The 15,707-nt window shown below is 64.5% G+C and carries 13 protein-coding genes; 10 read left to right on the top strand and 3 right to left on the bottom strand.

Translation table 11 applies throughout. The features are described 5' to 3' along the window. The first annotated feature begins 118 nt into the window (after window positions 1-118). The 5 genes from EOB59_RS29465 to EOB59_RS29440 all read left to right on the top strand — a co-directional run bounded on the left by EOB59_RS29465 (window position 119) and on the right by EOB59_RS29440 (window position 6,769). Window positions 119-1,090: a GlxA family transcriptional regulator gene (locus tag EOB59_RS29465; RefSeq protein ID WP_128289836.1), complete on the top strand. Its 972-nt coding sequence runs from the start codon at window positions 119-121 to the stop codon at window positions 1,088-1,090. A gap of 321 nt (window positions 1,091-1,411) precedes the next feature. Next, window positions 1,412-2,716, top strand: a complete 1,305-nt coding sequence (locus EOB59_RS29455; protein WP_128289835.1) for a Xaa-Pro peptidase family protein — start codon at window positions 1,412-1,414, stop codon at window positions 2,714-2,716. A 355-nt stretch (window positions 2,717-3,071) separates the two neighbouring features. Further along, a complete protein-coding gene (locus EOB59_RS29450; protein ID WP_128289838.1) occupies window positions 3,072-3,752 on the top strand; it encodes an isochorismatase family protein in 681 nt (226 codons plus the stop codon). Next, window positions 3,749-4,705 carry an alpha/beta hydrolase gene (locus EOB59_RS29445; RefSeq protein ID WP_128289834.1) on the top strand — a complete coding sequence of 319 codons (957 nt, stop codon included), beginning with the start codon at window positions 3,749-3,751 and terminating at the stop codon, window positions 4,703-4,705. Before EOB59_RS29450 ends, EOB59_RS29445 begins: the two co-directional genes overlap by 4 nt. Window positions 4,706-5,128: 423 nt before the next feature. Beyond that, window positions 5,129-6,769 (top strand): ABC transporter substrate-binding protein, encoded by a 1,641-nt coding sequence (locus EOB59_RS29440; protein ID WP_128289833.1) that lies wholly within the window; start codon window positions 5,129-5,131, stop codon window positions 6,767-6,769. Between the two features lie 211 nt (window positions 6,770-6,980). On the opposite strand, the gene EOB59_RS35395 is transcribed toward EOB59_RS29440, so the two are convergent. Next, window positions 6,981-7,493 carry a hypothetical protein gene (locus EOB59_RS35395; RefSeq protein ID WP_164895779.1) on the bottom strand — a complete coding sequence of 171 codons (513 nt, stop codon included), beginning with the start codon at window positions 7,491-7,493 and terminating at the stop codon, window positions 6,981-6,983. A 289-nt stretch (window positions 7,494-7,782) separates the two neighbouring features. Between EOB59_RS35395 and EOB59_RS29425 the strand changes: the two genes are divergently transcribed. Then, complete coding sequence (locus tag EOB59_RS29425) at window positions 7,783-8,850, top strand: cyclic nucleotide-gated potassium channel (protein ID WP_128289832.1); 1,068 nt, start codon at window positions 7,783-7,785, stop codon at window positions 8,848-8,850. Between the two features lie 121 nt (window positions 8,851-8,971). Here the strand turns inward: EOB59_RS29425 and lepA are convergent, their stop codons facing one another. Then, window positions 8,972-10,777 carry a translation elongation factor 4 gene (lepA, locus tag EOB59_RS29420; RefSeq protein WP_128289831.1) on the bottom strand — a complete coding sequence of 602 codons (1,806 nt, stop codon included), beginning with the start codon at window positions 10,775-10,777 and terminating at the stop codon, window positions 8,972-8,974. 259 nt (window positions 10,778-11,036) lie between these two features. Here lepA and EOB59_RS29415 point away from each other — a divergent pair, with 259 nt between their 5' ends. The 4 genes from EOB59_RS29415 (at window position 11,037) to msrA (ending at window position 14,380) form a co-directional block, all read left to right on the top strand. Continuing rightward, the gene (locus EOB59_RS29415) at window positions 11,037-12,089 is read left to right on the top strand and encodes a TadE/TadG family type IV pilus assembly protein (RefSeq protein ID WP_128289830.1); all 1,053 of its coding nucleotides are present in this window, start codon (window positions 11,037-11,039) and stop codon (window positions 12,087-12,089) included. A gap of 147 nt (window positions 12,090-12,236) precedes the next feature. Next, window positions 12,237-12,929 (top strand): DUF1223 domain-containing protein, encoded by a 693-nt coding sequence (locus EOB59_RS29410; RefSeq protein ID WP_127398808.1) that lies wholly within the window; start codon window positions 12,237-12,239, stop codon window positions 12,927-12,929. A gap of 101 nt (window positions 12,930-13,030) precedes the next feature. Then, window positions 13,031-13,330 carry a hypothetical protein gene (locus EOB59_RS29405; RefSeq protein WP_127398807.1) on the top strand — a complete coding sequence of 100 codons (300 nt, stop codon included), beginning with the start codon at window positions 13,031-13,033 and terminating at the stop codon, window positions 13,328-13,330. A gap of 318 nt (window positions 13,331-13,648) precedes the next feature. Beyond that, entirely contained in the window at window positions 13,649-14,380 is a 732-nt protein-coding gene (msrA, locus tag EOB59_RS29395; RefSeq protein WP_127268581.1) for a peptide-methionine (S)-S-oxide reductase MsrA, read from the top strand. Window positions 14,381-14,468: 88 nt separating this feature from the next. Here msrA and EOB59_RS29390 read toward each other — a convergent pair whose 3' ends face one another. Beyond that, window positions 14,469-15,473: a cytochrome d ubiquinol oxidase subunit II gene (locus tag EOB59_RS29390; protein WP_127397543.1), complete on the bottom strand. Its 1,005-nt coding sequence runs from the start codon at window positions 15,471-15,473 to the stop codon at window positions 14,469-14,471. Window positions 15,474-15,707: the final 234 nt, after the last annotated feature.

Genomic DNA, 15,707 nt, shown 5'->3' with positions numbered 1-15,707 from the left:
CTCGCCCCGTTTACGGGGAGAGGATGCCGGCAGGCAGGTGAGGGGCGGCGCTGACGTTCCAGGTTCAAGCATCAGCCCAATTGACCCCGCACCCCATCTGCCCGAAATGTAGCGCCCCATGGCTACACACGCCCCACCCAAACCCACCGACACTCCCCTCACCTTCGCGGTGCTGGTCTTCCCCGGCTTTCCGATGATGGCGTTCAGCTCGGTCATCGAGCCGCTGCGTGCCGCCAATGTCCTGGCGAAAAGAGAATGCTATCGCTGGATCATCGTCGGTGGCACGAAAGGCTCGGTCGAGGCCTCGAACGGCGTCGTCATCCAGCCGGGTTTTTACGCCGAGGACGCGCCCAAGGTCGACCGCATCGTCGTCTGCTCGGGCGGCGATGCCGATCACCTCGTCGCCGAGGACGCAGCACACTGGATCCGCAAGAGCCTGCGCAATGGCGCCCATATCGGCGCGGTGGCGGATGCGGCGTTCTTCCTCGCCCGCGCCGGCCTGCTCGACGGCCATGCCTGCACCTTGCACTGGACCAGCCAGGCCGCCTTCACCGAAGCCTTCCCCAACATCGAGCTCAGGCGCGACCTCTATGTCATCGACCGCAAGCGCTTCACTTCGGCCGGCGGCGTCGGCAGCCTCGACATGATGCTGGAGATCATCACCCGCGATTACGGCGCCGAGCTTGCCGCCGGCGTCGCCGAATGGTTCGTGCACAGCCAGCTGCGTTCCAGCATCGACCGCAAGATGATGCCCTTGCGGCTGCGCACCGGCGTCCAGAACGAACTGGTGTTGTCGGCCATCGCTATCATGGAGGACGCTGTCGAAGAGCGGCTCGGCATGGCCGAGCTGACCGCGAAGCTCGGCGTCTCCTCCGACAAGCTCGAACGCTCCTTCCGCTCCGAACTCGCCATCTCGCCCAATGGTTATTACCGGCGCCTAAGGTTGAAGCGCGCCGCCGACCTTTTGGCGCATTCGACGCTCGCCGTGCGCGACGTGGCGCTGGCGTGTGGGTTTGCGTCGATGTCGAGTTTTGCCCGGGCGTTTCGCGAAGAGCATGGGCATCCGCCGAAGCGGGCGAGACGGCATTAGGTGTCGCTCCCTGACGGGTGTGACGTTGGCGGGACAGCGCCCCCCTCTGTCCTGCCGGACATCTCCCCCTCAAGGGGGGAGATCGGACTGCATCTCTGCTTTCGCTAATCTCAGATGTTGCAGAGAAGAATGGCGGCATCGAAACTGCCAATCTCCCCCCTTGAGGGGGAGATGCCCGGCAGGGCAGAGGGGGGCGCCAAGGATCGCGACGTAACCGATTAGCCAGCGGCATCCCGCACAACAAACGCGGTTTTCCGCACAATCCATCCGCCCCGCCTGCGCCATGCTCCGACCTCGCAACCCAGCCAAGGCCGTACCCCCATGAGCATCGTCGTATTTGACCCCGACAGCACCGAGGACGTGGACTTCAAGGACCGCATGCGCCACCCGGCCGCGGCCGATCCGGCCGGCGGCATGTGGCTGTCGGACACCGAGCCGTCCTTCATCGATGCCGACGCCCTGCGCAAGGGCCGGCTGGCGAAGCTGCGCGGCTGGATGCGCAAGGCCGGCTATGGCGGCGTGGTGCTGTTCGATCCGTACAACCAGCGCTACGCCACCGGCTCGCGGAACATGTTCGGCTATTTCCTGCGCAACTCGACCCGCTATTTCTTTATCCCGACCGAAGGGCCGATCGTGCTGTTCGAATACCCGCAGAGCTATCATGTCTCGATGGTGCTCGACACGATCGACGAGGCGCGGCCTTCCAAGCTGGTCTGGTCGTCGGTGTCGGGTCGCGACGACGAGACCGCCGGTCCCTTCGCCGACGAGATCGCCGAGCTTCTGAAGCAGCATGGCGGTGGCTCGATGAAGCTCGGCCTCGACCGCTGCAGCCATCTGCAGGCGCTGGCGCTTGAAAAGCGCGGCTGCGAGGTTCGCGACTGCCAGGGCGAGATCCTGGCGGTGCGCGCGGTCAAGACGCCCGAGGAAGTCAAATGCCTGCAGGTGTCGATGGCCGGCGCCGAGGCCGCCGTCTATGCGGTGCGCGAGGCGATCAAGCCCGGCGTCTCCGAAAACGAACTGTTCGCCATCATGTATGGCGAGGTCATCCGCCAGGGCGGCGAGTTCATCGAGACGCGGCTGCTGACATCGGGCCAGCGTACCAATCCGTGGTTCAACGAGGCCAGCGGCCGCAAGATCCGGCCCGGCGAACTCTTGGCGCTCGATACCGACACGATCGGCTGCTACGGCTATTATTCGGATTTCTCGCGCACCTTCCGCTGCGGGCCGGGCAAGCCGACGCCTTACCAGAAGTCGCTCTACCGCATGGCGCACGACCAGGTTCAGCACAACATTTCGATCGTCAAACCCGGCATGGCGTTCCGCGAGATTGCCGAGAAGGCGTGGAAAATCCCGGACCGTTTCGTAGACCAGCGCTACACCTCGGTCATGCACGGCGTCGGCATGCATGGCGAAACGCCGTTCATCGCGCATGCCATGGATTACGAGACCTATGGCCGCGACGGCCATATCGTGCCAGGCATGGTGGTGAGCGTGGAAAGCTATATTGGCGAAAAGGGCGGCCGCGAGGGCGTCAAGCTGGAGGACGAGATCCTGATCACCGAGACGGGTACAGAGCTTCTGTCGCGCTTTCCTTATGAGGACGAGTTTCTGGAGACGCAGGTTTGAGGGCGGTTTCGTACACCGGCGCCGGATCGCGAGCCTTCGCTGCTGTCGCAGCCTTCCATCGCTTCGTCATCCTAGGGCGGAGCAAGGAGCGCAGCGACGCGGCGCAGACCCCTGGAGCTGCTTCGCAGCCCAAGGGATCCATGCCGCGACCTCTATGCACCGCAACGGTACAAGTTCTGCACCGCTGCACCATTCGATCAACGTCACGGCATGGATCCTCGGGTCTCCGCGACGGAGCTTCGCTCCTGCTCCGCCCGTGGATGACGAAGGTTGGGAGGCGCCGGCCAATCACCGCTGCTTGCGCCAGCTCGCTAAACAGAGCGGTGTCGCCCGCCCACAACCAAGGCGCATCCGCATGAAAACCCCCATCGCCATCGAACCCGGCACCGTGGCCGCGATCTTCATCGACCTGCAGGAAGAGCACCGGCAGGACCCCCGCTACCTGGTCGAGGGCTTTAGCAGCATCCTCGCCAACGTCCAGCGCTTGCAGGCGGCGGCGCGGGGCAACCATGTGCCGCTTTACCACTGGGCCTACATCGTCGATCTCGACAGCCAGGACCGGCCGTTTCATCCGCTCGGTGCGGACGGCAAGTCGGCCTTCTCCGACAAGAGCGATCCGCTGACCGAGATCTGCCGTGAGGTGGCGCCGATCAACGGCGAGGCGCTGCTGATCAAGGCCGAGGCCAGCGCCTTCCGCACCGGGCCGGCGGCGCGCGACATCAAGTCTTCAGGCATCGAATGGTTGGTCATATCAGGTGTCTGGACCGAGGCCTGCATCGACGCGTCGGTCAAGGATGCGGTGGCCAAGGGCTTTCGCGTGCTGCTGGTCAAGGATGCCTGCGGCAGCGGCAGCGCGGCCATGCACCAGACCGGCATCCTCAACCTCGCCAACCGGCTCTATGGCGGCGCCGTCACCGATACCGATGGCGCCTGCCGGCTGCTGGCCGGCGAGACCGTCACCGCCTGGCAGGTCGAGGGCTCGGTGCCGCTGCGCTTCTCCTTCGACAACGCGGCCGCGCTCTACGCCGACCTATGACGCGCGGCCCCTACGAAACACGGCTCGACCCGGCCCTTTGGGCCTATATCGACGCCGTCAACGGCTGGTATCCGCCCGAAATCCTCGGCCTGCCGATCGACAAGCAGCGCGCCGTCTATGACCATATGAGCCGCGCCTTCCACCAGGGCCGCCCGCCAGGCGTCAAGGCCAGCGATGGCCTGATCGCCGCCGCCGGCCGCGGCATCCCGATCCGCCTTTACCGGCTTGCCGGCAAGGCCGCCAAGGCGATGGTGATCTACTACCACGGCGGCGGCTTCATCCTCGGCGGGCTGGAAAGCCATGACGACATTTGCGCCGAGCTCTGCGCCGGCACCGGTTTCGACCTGCTGTCGGTCGACTACCGGCTGGCCCCGGAGCACGTCCACCCCGCCGCCTTCGACGATGCCGTCGCCGCCTTCGAATGGGCGGCGGCCACATCAGGCCTGCCGCTGGTCCTGTGTGGCGAAAGCGCTGGCGGCAATCTCGCTGCCGCCGTGGCGCAGGCGACGCGCCGCCATATCAGAGCTGCGGTCGGGCAAGTGCTGATCTATCCCGAACTCGGCGGCGACGAGACCGCAGGCTCCTATGTCGAACACGCCGAGGCGCCGCTGCTATCCGTGGCCGACATCGCCTTCTACCGCGACGTCCGCTCGGCCAGGCGGCAATCGCCCGACGACCCGACCTTCTCGCCGCTGCGCGACACCGATTTCTCCGGCCTGCCGCCGACGGTGATCGTCACGGCGCAATGCGACCCGCTGTCGTCGGATGGCGAGACCTACCGCGACCGCATTGTGGCCGCCGGCGGCAAGGCCTGGTGGCACGAGGAACCGAGGCTGGTGCACAGCTTCCTGCGCGCACGCAGGACGGTGCCGGCGGCGGCGGCGGCGTTTGCGCGGATTGTTGGTGCGGTCGGCGCGCTGGGCCGAGGTGAGTGGCCGACGGTGGAACGCTAATCTCCCCCTTGAGGGGGAGATGTCGCCGAAGGCGACAGAGGGGGTCGTCGCGCGTAGAGCGCTAGCATCATCTTTTTGAAAGTAGGAGGTCGAGTCCCGTCGTACCGACCCCCTCTGGCCTGCCGGCCATCTCCCCTCAAGGAGGGAGATTGCGCCGCGCCGTTGGCACATCTCCTCCCAGCGCGGCTGCAAAGCATAAGCGCACTGCCGAATCCCCCTGCGGAACCCCGCACAATCACTGCGGATTCCCGAACACTCCCTAGCGTCACCCCGCTCTATCATTCCCGCTCAGGCAACGGCGCCCCGGCGGTCGCGTCCGCCCCCGCGTCCGTCGATCGGCCGGGGCGATTTTTCTGTGCATGCCGTTGTCCCAAAACCGCTGGGCACTTTTGGGCGGCATGCATCAACAACAGGGGAACGACGATGAAATTCATGCTGACCGACCGCAAACTCCACCCGCAAGCCAAACCCGTCGCCGAGGACTTCAAGGCCGGCGGCATCAACCGCCGCGAATATCTGGCGCTGATGGCCGGGCTCGGTGTCAGCGCCGCCGGCGCGGTGGCGCTGGCCGGGCTCAGCACGACCCCTGCCCGCGCGGCAGAACCGAAGAAAGGCGGCGTCCTGCGCGTCGCCATGAACGTCAAGGGCTTCAAGGACCCGCGCACCTTCGACGGCGTCGAGATGTCCAACATCGCCCGCCACTGCAACGAATATCTGGTGCGCTGGAACACCGACTTCTCCTTCGAACCCTGGCTGCTCGAAAGCTGGGAGGCGAGCGACGACGCCAGGACGCTGACCCTGCATGTGCGCAAGGGCATATCCTGGTCGAATGGCGATGCCTTCAACGCCGATGATGTCATTCACAACCTCACCCGCTGGTGCGATGCCTCGGTGCCCGGCAATTCGGTCGCCGCGCGCATGGGCGCGCTGGTCAATGCCGACACCAAGAAGGTCGTCGACGGCGGCATCGCCAAGGTCGACGACTTCACCATCAAGCTCAATCTGCCCAAGTCAGACATCTCGCTGATCGCCGGCATGGCCGACTATCCGGCGCTGATCATGCACCGCTCCTATGAGGGCGATGGCGACCCCATGAAGGCGCTTGCCATCACCACCGGCCCCTGCGAGCTGGTCAGCTGGGATGCCGAGACGGGCGCCGAGGTGAAGCGCAAGGAAAAACCCTGGTGGAAGGGCGAATTCCATCTCGACGGCATCAAATGGGTCGACTACGGCTCCGACCCCAACGCCATGCTGTCGGCCTTCGAATCCGGCGAGATTGACACCGACCACGAGACCGCTTCCGACGCCGTCTCGCAGACCGAGCAGATGGGGCTGATGAATTCCGAGATCGCCACCGGCTCGACCATCGTCGCCCGCTTCAATGTCGCCAACGCGCCCTATGACGACGTCAAGGTGCGCCGCGCCGCCCAGCTCGCCGTCGACAATTCCGCCGTGCTGGCGCTCGGCCTCGGCGGCCGCGGCAAGCCCGCCGACAACCACCATGTCGGCCCCATGCACCCCGAATATGCCGATATCGGCCCGGCCAGGCGCGACGTCGAGCAGTCGAAGAAGCTGCTCGCCGAGGCCGGCAAGGCCGACCACGAATTCGAGCTCATCTCCGTCGATGTCGAATGGCAAAAAAGCACCGGCGACGCCATCGGCGCGCAGATGCGCGAGGCCGGCCTCAAGATCAAGCGCACCGTGCTGCCGGCCGCCACCTTCTGGAACGACTGGAGCAAATATCCCTTCTCCTGCACCGAATGGCTCGGCCGCCCGCTCGGCGTCCAGGTGCTGGCGCTGGCGTATAAATCGGGCGCCGCCTGGAACGAAAGCGCCTACGCCAACCCCGAATTCGACACGCTGCTCGACAAGGCGCTGGCGACGCCGGACGCCAAGGCGCGCAAGGAGATCATGGCCAAGATCGAGCAGATTCTGCGTGACTCAGGCATCATCATCCAACCCTACTGGCGCTCGGTCTACCGGACGTATCGCAAGGGTGTCGAAGGCTGCGAACAGCACCAGGCGCTGGAGCAGCATTTCGAGAAGGTTTGGATCGAGTCTTGAGGCGTCGGCGCCCCTTCAAGTGCGGCGCAGGCCGGTGGATCGCTGCGATCATGTGCGGGTTGGAAATGGCCGGCGCGAATGCCGGTGAGGCAGTTGCCTGAGCCCGCGCCGGCCACTGGCGACCTGATAAGGTCCGCCGCCCGGATTTTTTACCGTTCCGGCGATGCCGGATCAACCAGGTCGGACGTTTGGTACGGAAGCGGACAAAGGCTCACCGTTCCGCCCTCAGCAACGTCCAGATCCAGCCAACAAAGGTCAGCACCAGGAACGGATAGCCGGCGGCGGGCAGCGGCGCCGAGGTTGGCAGCAAGGGCGCGCCCCAGAGGATCATGCAAGCCGAGATGACAAACAGCACGGCAGCCACCAGCGCGGTGAGCCGCATCCACAGGGCGAAAGTCTTCGGCGCGCTGACCATGACCAGTGCCGCCGCCCACAGCGAGATGCCGCCGACATAGGAGGGCACGCTGGCCTCCAGTCCTGCCGCATTGCCCGCCAGCAGCAGGGTCTCGCCGGCGAGGAAGGTCAGGAAGCCGGCAGCTATGCAGTCATTGCCCAACCGCTGATATTTCATGGTCAGCAGGGCGGTCGCCACCACGAGTGCCACGCCGTCGATCGTCCAGAGCGTTTCGCGCAGCGGGGCGCTGGCGACGAAGGTGCCGGCTAGGCCGAAGGCACCGCCGATGGCGAGGCCGATCGCGGCGATGGTGTCTAAAGTGGTGCGCATTTGATGTCTCCCCAAGCTGGCTCGAGGATACCGCAGGACGGTGTCTGATCCAATGCTCGCCGATGGCGAGGCGCTCTCACCTGTTTGACTTCCCGACGCGGCTCCAGTGTCAGCCCGAAATCGACAAGGCGTGAAGGCAGAGACTGTCGAGAGAGCGGTCCGCAGCGCGTCCGCAGTTGACAAAGTCAGCCTTGCCCGAGAACCGATATCGGCGGATCGCAGCAAGCACCTTTACGCTTGCCTTGAAGGCAGCCTACTTTGGCAAATAGTAGCCGCTCGTGGGCACAGAATGTCGGTACTGCCTTTCCTGAGAATTTACGCGCCGCTCAACGCGGTGCTGGCTGCCCCTGGGCTTCTGGTGGTGGCTGCGCTCACGACACCGAACCTGTCCGGACGAAGCAGACTGGCTCTGACCGCACTGCTCGCGGTCATTTGGGGCGCCTATCTTCTGCAGATGGCCGCGACGCTGCTCAAGCACCGGGCGGGAGACCTTCGGGACAGGACGCCGGCAATCGCCATCGATGTGCTCGCGGTTTTGGTTCCACTCGCCGCATTTCTGCTCGGCGGCACGCCCGACTGGAGCCTCTACTGTGGTGTCTGGCTGCTGAAACCGCTGCGCGACTCGACCTTCTTCCCGGTGCTGGGCAGGGTGCTGGCCAACGAAGCGCGCAACCTGATCGGCGTCACCACGCTCTTCGGCGTCGTTCTGTTTGGTGTCGCACTCGCCGCCTATGTCATCGAGCGCGACATCCAACCGGAAAAGTTCGGCAGCATCCCCGAGGCAATGTGGTGGGCGGTGGTCACGCTGTCCACCACCGGCTATGGCGACCACATTCCGCAAACCTTCGCCGGCCGCGTCCTTGCCGGGGCGGTCATGATGACTGGCATCGGCATCTTCGCGCTCTGGGCCGGCATTCTTGCCTCCGGCTTCTATCAGGAAATCCGTCGCGAGGATTTCGTCCGCAATTGGCAATTGGTCGCCGGCGTGCCCTTGTTTGAGAAGCTCGGCCCGGCCGTGCTGGTCGAGATCGTGCGCGCGCTAAGACCTCGCAACTTGCCGGCGGGCGCCGTGATCTGCCGCAGTGGCGAGACCGGGGATCGGATGTTCTTCGTCGTGGAGGGGCGCGTCAGCGTCGCGACGCCGAACCCGGTGGAGCTTGGCCCTGGCTCCTTCTTTGGCGAGATGGCGCTGATCAGCGGCGAACCGCGTTCGGCGACCGTCAACGCCGCGACAGCGGTCTCCCTCCTGTCGCTGCACGCGGCGGATTTCCAGATGCTGTGTAGCAGCAGCCCGGAGATCGCGGAAATCATCCGCAAGACCGCGCTCGAGCGCCGCGGCGCGGCACCGATGGCTTGATCCCAATCGTGCAGCTCCACCGCCGCGCTGGCAGGGTGCGCGCTGCCTCCGGCAGCTCCCACCCGGGCTTGTGCTCGCATCGACCAACCGGGTCGATGCGTTCGGCCGAAGGCCGAACCGCTTAGTCGCCCATCTTAAGCGCCTGGATAAACGCCTCCTGCGGAATATCCACCTTGCCGAACTGCCGCATCCGCTTCTTGCCTTCTTTCTGCTTGTCCAGCAGCTTGCGTTTGCGCGAGACGTCGCCGCCGTAGCATTTGGCGGTGACGTCCTTGCGCAGCGCCGAGATGGTTTCCCGCGCAATGACCTTGCCGCCGATGGCGGCCTGGATCGGAATCTTGAACAGATGGTTCGGGATCAGCTCCTTCAGCTTCTCGCACATCTGCCTTCCGCGCTTTTCCGCCGCCGTGCGGTGCACCAGCATGGAGAGCGCGTCGACCGGCTCCTCATTGACCAGGATCGACATTTTTACCAGGTCGCCCTCCTTGTAGTCGGTCAGGTGATAGTCGAAGGAGGCGTAGCCCTTGGAGATCGACTTCAGCCGGTCGTAGAAGTCGAAGACGACTTCGTTGAGCGGCAGATCGTAGATCAGCATGGCGCGCTTGCCGACATAGGAGAGGTCGGCCTGGATGCCGCGCCGGTCCTGGCAAAGTTTCAGGATGCCGCCGAGATAGTCGTCGGGCGTCAGGATGGTGGCGCGGATCCATGGCTCCTCGATCGCCGAGATCTTCACCACGTCGGGCATGTCGGCCGGGTTGTGCAATTCCTTCATCGAGCCGTCGGTCAGAGCCAGCCGGTAGACGACGCTCGGTGCCGTGGCGATCAGGTCGAGGTTGAACTCGCGCTCCAGCCGCTCCTGGATGATTTCCAGATGTAGGAGGCCAAGGAAGCCGCAGCGATAGCCGAAGCCGAGTGCGGCGCTGGTTTCCATTTCAAAGGAGAAGCTGGCGTCGTTGAGGCGCAGCTTGCCGACCGCGGCGCGCAGATCCTCGAAATCGGCGGCGTCGACCGGGAACAGGCCGCAGAACACCACCGGCTGCGCCGGTTTGAAGCCGGGCAGCGCCTTGGCCGTGGTGCGCTTGTCCTCTGTGATGGTGTCGCCGACGCGGGTGTCGGCCACCTCCTTGATCGAGCCGGTGAAGAAGCCGAATTCGCCGGGGCCGAGCTCGTCGACATTGATGCGGGCCGGCGTGAACACGCCGGTGCGCTCGACCAGGTGCTTGGCGCCGGTGCCCATCATGCGGATGGTCTGGCCCTTTTTCAGCACGCCGTCGATGACGCGCACCAGCACGATGACGCCGAGATAGGCGTCGTACCAGGAGTCGACCAGCATCGCCTTCAACGGGGCCGACGCGTCGCCTTCGCGCGGCGGCGGCAATTGGTGGACGATGGCCTCCAGCACGTCGGGAATGCCAAGGCCGGTCTTGGCCGAGATCAGAACGGCGTTGGAGGCGTCGATGCCGATCACCTCCTCGACCTGCTCGCGGATGCGCTCGGGCTCGGCGGCCGGCAGGTCGACCTTGTTCAGCACCACGACGATCTCGTGGTTGTTGTCGATGGCCTGGTAGACATTGGCCAGCGTCTGCGCCTCGACGCCCTGGGAGGCGTCTACCACCAGCAGCGAACCTTCGCAGGCGGCTAGCGAACGCGACACTTCATAGGCGAAGTCGACGTGTCCGGGCGTGTCGATCAGGTTGAGGATATAGTCCTCGCCATTGTTGGCGCGGTACTTCAGCCGCACCGTCTGCGCCTTGATGGTGATGCCGCGCTCGCGCTCGATGTCCATCGAGTCCAGCACCTGCTCCTTCATGTCGCGCAGCTCCAGCCCACCGGTCAGCTGGATCAGCCTGTCGGCAAGCGTGGATTTGCCATGGTCGATATGCGCGACGATGGAGAAATTGCGGATGTGGTCGAGGGGCGTGCTCATGGCGCGCGTTTAGCAGGGGTGGCTTGCCCGAGCAAGCGGCAGGCTGCCGCCGCACATGTGACCCGGCCCGTTGCCTGGCAAGCCGTACGGCCGCTGCCGGGAAGGCAGAGCAGGCGGCTGCCGAGGCAAGCGGTGCGGGCGCTTGTCGCCTTTTCCCCCGGATTCCTCGAAAAATAGATAAATTTTAACCACACGCGTTAGAGCATAATTTGTGATCGGCATGTTAGCGGAGGGAAATATCTGATGTAAGGACGAAGGCATGCGGGGGCTTGCAGGCAGTTTTATCGAGTCGCGGAGCGGCTCGTTCGCACCGATACTTGTTCTCGCCATGATACCGCTGATCACCGCGGTCGGCTTTTCCGTCGACTACACCTCCGCGGTCCAGACCAGGTCGACCGAGCAGGCGGCACTCGACGCCGCGATCCTGTCGATCACCACGATGGACACGGCCTCGACGAAACCGCAGCGTCAGTTGGTGCTGCAGGATACCTACAGAGAAAACGGCGGACAGGGCACCGCGACCTTGAACAGCTTCGACGTCAGCGCCAACGGCACCGCCACCGCGCAGGCCTCGGCGAGTTTCGCCATGAAGACCGTGTTCATGCAGATCGCCAGTATCCCCACGGTGGCGATCGGCGTCACGTCGGCGGTGAACAAGGCGCCAGCTTTGGTGGAGGCGACCTTCAAGGTCACCGGGGTGTCGGGCTACTGGAACAAGACAATGACGCTCTACGGCACGATGTTCGGTGCGAAGGAGGGCAAGCCTCTGATGACGATCGATTACAAATACGGCGGGGGCACGGATCCCAAAGGGTACGGCACCACCACCGTCAGCAAGATCGACAGTCTGGGCGTCGCCACGGTGGCCCAAACGCAGGTTTGCAAGGTCGGCAAAAAGGCGCCTGACGGGGTGACGCTGAACACCGACCAGTTTGGCACGAAATATTACTGCGTCGACACGATGGCTGCCGGCAACACCGCCGGTGCCTCAATCGACGTCAGCCAGATGGCTGGCCTCTATCTGCAGATGAACGTCCCATCTGGCAATCCGCAAAACCTCTATTCGAACGATCCGGCCACGTCCAACCGGCTCTATAGCTCGACAAGCAAGGACATCCCCCCGGCCGAAATGGCGACCGGCCAAATCGTCGATATCTTTGGCCTCGTTCCTTGTGGATCGACAGCCTACCAGGCCTGGGAAGACGGCGGCAACAAGGTCCCGGCGCCCGTCAGCAACGCCGACTTCTTCTACAACGTCACCGGCAAGTGCGACTTCAACAAGCGGCCCAACAACACGCGGCTGACGCAGTAGAAGCTGCTCTTCTTGCCTTCTCCCCTTGCGGGAGAAGGAAGAACGCTAGCGATCACAAACCGGTGAGCGCTGTAACGAAGGCGCCGACAGCGGCGAAGTGGGGATATCAGCGGTGCATTCAGGCGCCGCCGCCCACGGAGCAAGCCGATGTCCCGCAAGTTCGTCACAGTGTCCAGCCTCTCATCGCTTGCGCTGGCGGCATCGCTCGGTGCGGCCGCCGCCCAGCCGCTCAGCGTGGTCGAGCTGTTCACCAGCCAGGGCTGCTCGTCCTGCCCGCCGGCCAACGCCAATCTGATCAGGGTCAAGGACCAGCCCGGCGTGCTGGCGCTGTCGTTCAACGTCACCTACTGGGACTATCTCGGCTGGAAGGACATTTTCGGAAAACAGGAATTCACCCGGCGCCAGGTCAATTACGAGCCGGCGCTCGGTCATGACGGGCCGTTCACGCCGCAAGTGGTGGTCAACGGCCATGCCGATGTCGTCGGCGCCGCACCTGGCGAGATCGAAAAGCTGATCTCGGTGAGCGGCCGGACGAGCGGCCCGGCATTGTCGCTCGATGGCGGCAAGATCAGCATCGGCGCCGGCGCCGTACCTGGCGGCCACGCCGATGTCTGGCTGGTGCACTATGCCAAGGGCGTCGTCGAGGTGCCGGTGTCGCGCGGCGAAAACACCGGCCGCACCTTGCCGCACGCCAATGTCGTGCACGCGCTCGAAAAACTCGGCGGCTGGACCGGCGCGGCCACGACGTATCCGCTGCCCGCCGCATCCGGCGGCCTGAGCACCGCCGTGCTCGTGCAGTCGCCCGGTGGCGGACCGATCCTGGCCGCCGCGACAAACTAGATCACGCTTCAACAAGAGATTGCGCAACGCCGCATGGAGCGGCGCCGCATAGCACGGCCGCCAAGAGGGCGCGCCTTCACGACCAACCCAAGGAGATCATCATGACCATTTCCCGCCTGACGCTGCCGGCGCTCGCTCTCGCTTTGTGCTCGACGGCGCTGTTTGCCGGCGGCATCGCTCGCGCCGACGACGCGACCAACGCGATGAAGCCGGCTGCAGATGCCATGAAACCGGCCGCGGATGCGATGAAGCCTGCCGCGGATGCGATGAAGCCTGCAAACGATGCAATGAAGCCGGCCGATCCGATGGAAACCAATTCCATGAAGCCGGCCGCCGACGCCATGAAGCCGGCGACGGATGCGATGAAACCGGCAACGGATGCGATGGCTCCGGCCAACTAGTTCTGCCGCGTCTCAGCCGTTCATTCACAAGGGCGGCCCTTGGCGCTGCCCATCACCTGCCTGCCGGCATCCTCTCCCCGTATAGTGACGGGGAGAGGGGCGCTCATCGACGGTTTCGCCAATCATCGGTGTTGCAGGTAGAAACGCCAGCGTCGCGGTCAGTCGCTCTCTCCCCGTTTTACGGGGAGAGATGTCCGGCAGGACAGTGAGGGGCAGCGCTGACGGTAAGATTCCGCATTCGGCGCACGCGAATGTGCGTCGCGCCGCACTATTTGATGCAATAGACTGATCCCTATGGAAGCCACGAGGAGTGCAACCATGACCAACATCAAGATTTCAAACCGTTCGCTCGGCTTTGTCAAAGGCGCCCTCGCCGCGCTTGCACTTGCCGCCGCTGGCGCCGCCTTCTGGCTGACACCGGCGGTTTCGGCCGAGGACGCGGTGAAGATCCCGCCGCCGGCAATCGACGAGAAGGCGGCCGCCGGCACTGAAAAGGCGATCTTCGCCGGCGGTTGTTTCTGGGGCGTGCAGGGCGTCTTCCAGCACGTCAAGGGCGTCACCAGGGCCGTCTCCGGCTACTCCGGCGGCGACAAGGACACCGCCGTCTACGAGACGGTCGGCTCAGGCCGCACCGGGCATGCCGAATCCGTCGAGATCACCTACGATCCATCGAAGGTGACCTATGGCCAGCTGCTGCAGGTCTATTTCTCGGTCGCCCACAACCCGACCCAGCTGAATTTCCAGGGTCCGGACTCCGGCACGCAATACCGCTCGACGATCTTCGCCGAAAACGATGCACAGAAGAAGATCGCGCAAAGCTACATCGCCCAGCTCGACCAGGCCAAGGTGTTCCCGGAGCCGATCGTCACTACGCTGGAAACCGGCAAGACCTTCTATCCGGCCGAGAATTACCATCAGGATTTTCTGACGCTGAACCCGACCTATCCCTACATCGTCTACAACGACCTGCCCAAGGTGGCGAATTTGAAGGCACTGTTCCCGGCGCTCTACAGCGACAAGCCGGTGCTGGTGCTGTCGGCGAGCAATTGAGTCGGCTTTATTGAGGAGGCGTCGGCGGGACAGCACCCCCCTCTGCCCGGCAGGCCAGAGAGGGGTGCCTCGCGCCTGCATCGGCAGGTCAATCATACGTCAGATCCGTCGCCTTGCCGCCGAACACCCGGTAGGCATAGAACGAATAGAAGATGATGACCGGCAGCACGACCACGGTGCCGGCGAGGATGATGGCCAGGCTCTCCGGCGCGGAAGCCGCCTGCCAGATGGTCAGGCGATCGGGCACCACGAACGGGTAGAACGACCAGGCGAGACCGGCAAAGCCGAGCGCGAAGATGGCGGCCAGCGTCAGGAACGGCATCAGCGAATGGCGGTCGTCGGGCTTCGGCAGATGGAAGGTCTGCCGCCACAGCCACAGGAACAAAAGCGCCGACAGGATCGGCAGCGGCGACAGATAAAGCATTTCCGGCCAGACGAACCATTTGTCGAAGATGCGCGGGCTGGCGAAGGGCGTCGCCAGCGACACCGCCGCCATGCCGAGCGCGGTCAGCACCAGCGCGGTGCGCAGCCAGCGCACCGCTTTCTTCTGCAATTCGCCTTCGGTCTTGTAGATCACCCAGGCGGCGCCCATCGCCGCGTAGGCGGCGGCAAGGCAGAACGCCACCAGCACGCCGAACGCCGTGCCGCCGAGGCCGACATCGAGCCCGAGCACATAGACGCCCAGCATATAGCCCTGCGCCAGCGAGGCGATGAGCGAACCCAGGAAGAAAATACGGTTCCAGCGATGCTTGCGGCCAGCTGGCACCTTGGCGCGGAAATCGAAGGCGACGCCGCGCAGGATCAGCCCGAGCAAAAGCACGAAGACCGGAATGTAGAGCGCCGTCAGGATGACGCCATGCGCCAGCGGGAAGGCGACCAGCAGCAGGCCGACGGCCAGCACCAGCCAGGTTTCGTTGGCGTCCCAGAACGGGCCGATGGCGGCGATCATCGTGTCCAGTTCAGCATCCTCGGCTGCCGCGAACAGAATGCCGATGCCGAGATCGAAACCGTCGAGAATGACGTAGATCAGGATGGCGAGGCCCATCAGGCCGGCGAAGATCAGCGGAAGCGCGGTTGGCCAGTCGAAGGTCATCTTTTTCTCCTCACTCACCAGAGCCGGCTAATCGCGATGTGATCGGATGGGGCTCTATCGAGGCTTCAGATCGATTGCCGAAGTCGGCGCCGCCCCTCATCACCCTGCCGGGCACTTCTCCCCGTATAGGGACGGAGAGAAGGGGGCTGGCCGCAATCTCGGCGCTTTTCTTGCAACGCTGGTGATTGGCGAAACCGTCGATGCGAGCGCCCCTCTCCCCGTCCCTATAAGGGG

This window comes from Mesorhizobium sp. M7A.F.Ca.MR.176.00.0.0 (genome assembly GCF_004023165.1).
Taxonomy (GTDB): domain Bacteria; phylum Pseudomonadota; class Alphaproteobacteria; order Rhizobiales; family Rhizobiaceae; genus Mesorhizobium.
Note: the sequence above shows the minus strand (reverse complement) of the source record. Positions and strands in the feature narration are given on the sequence as shown.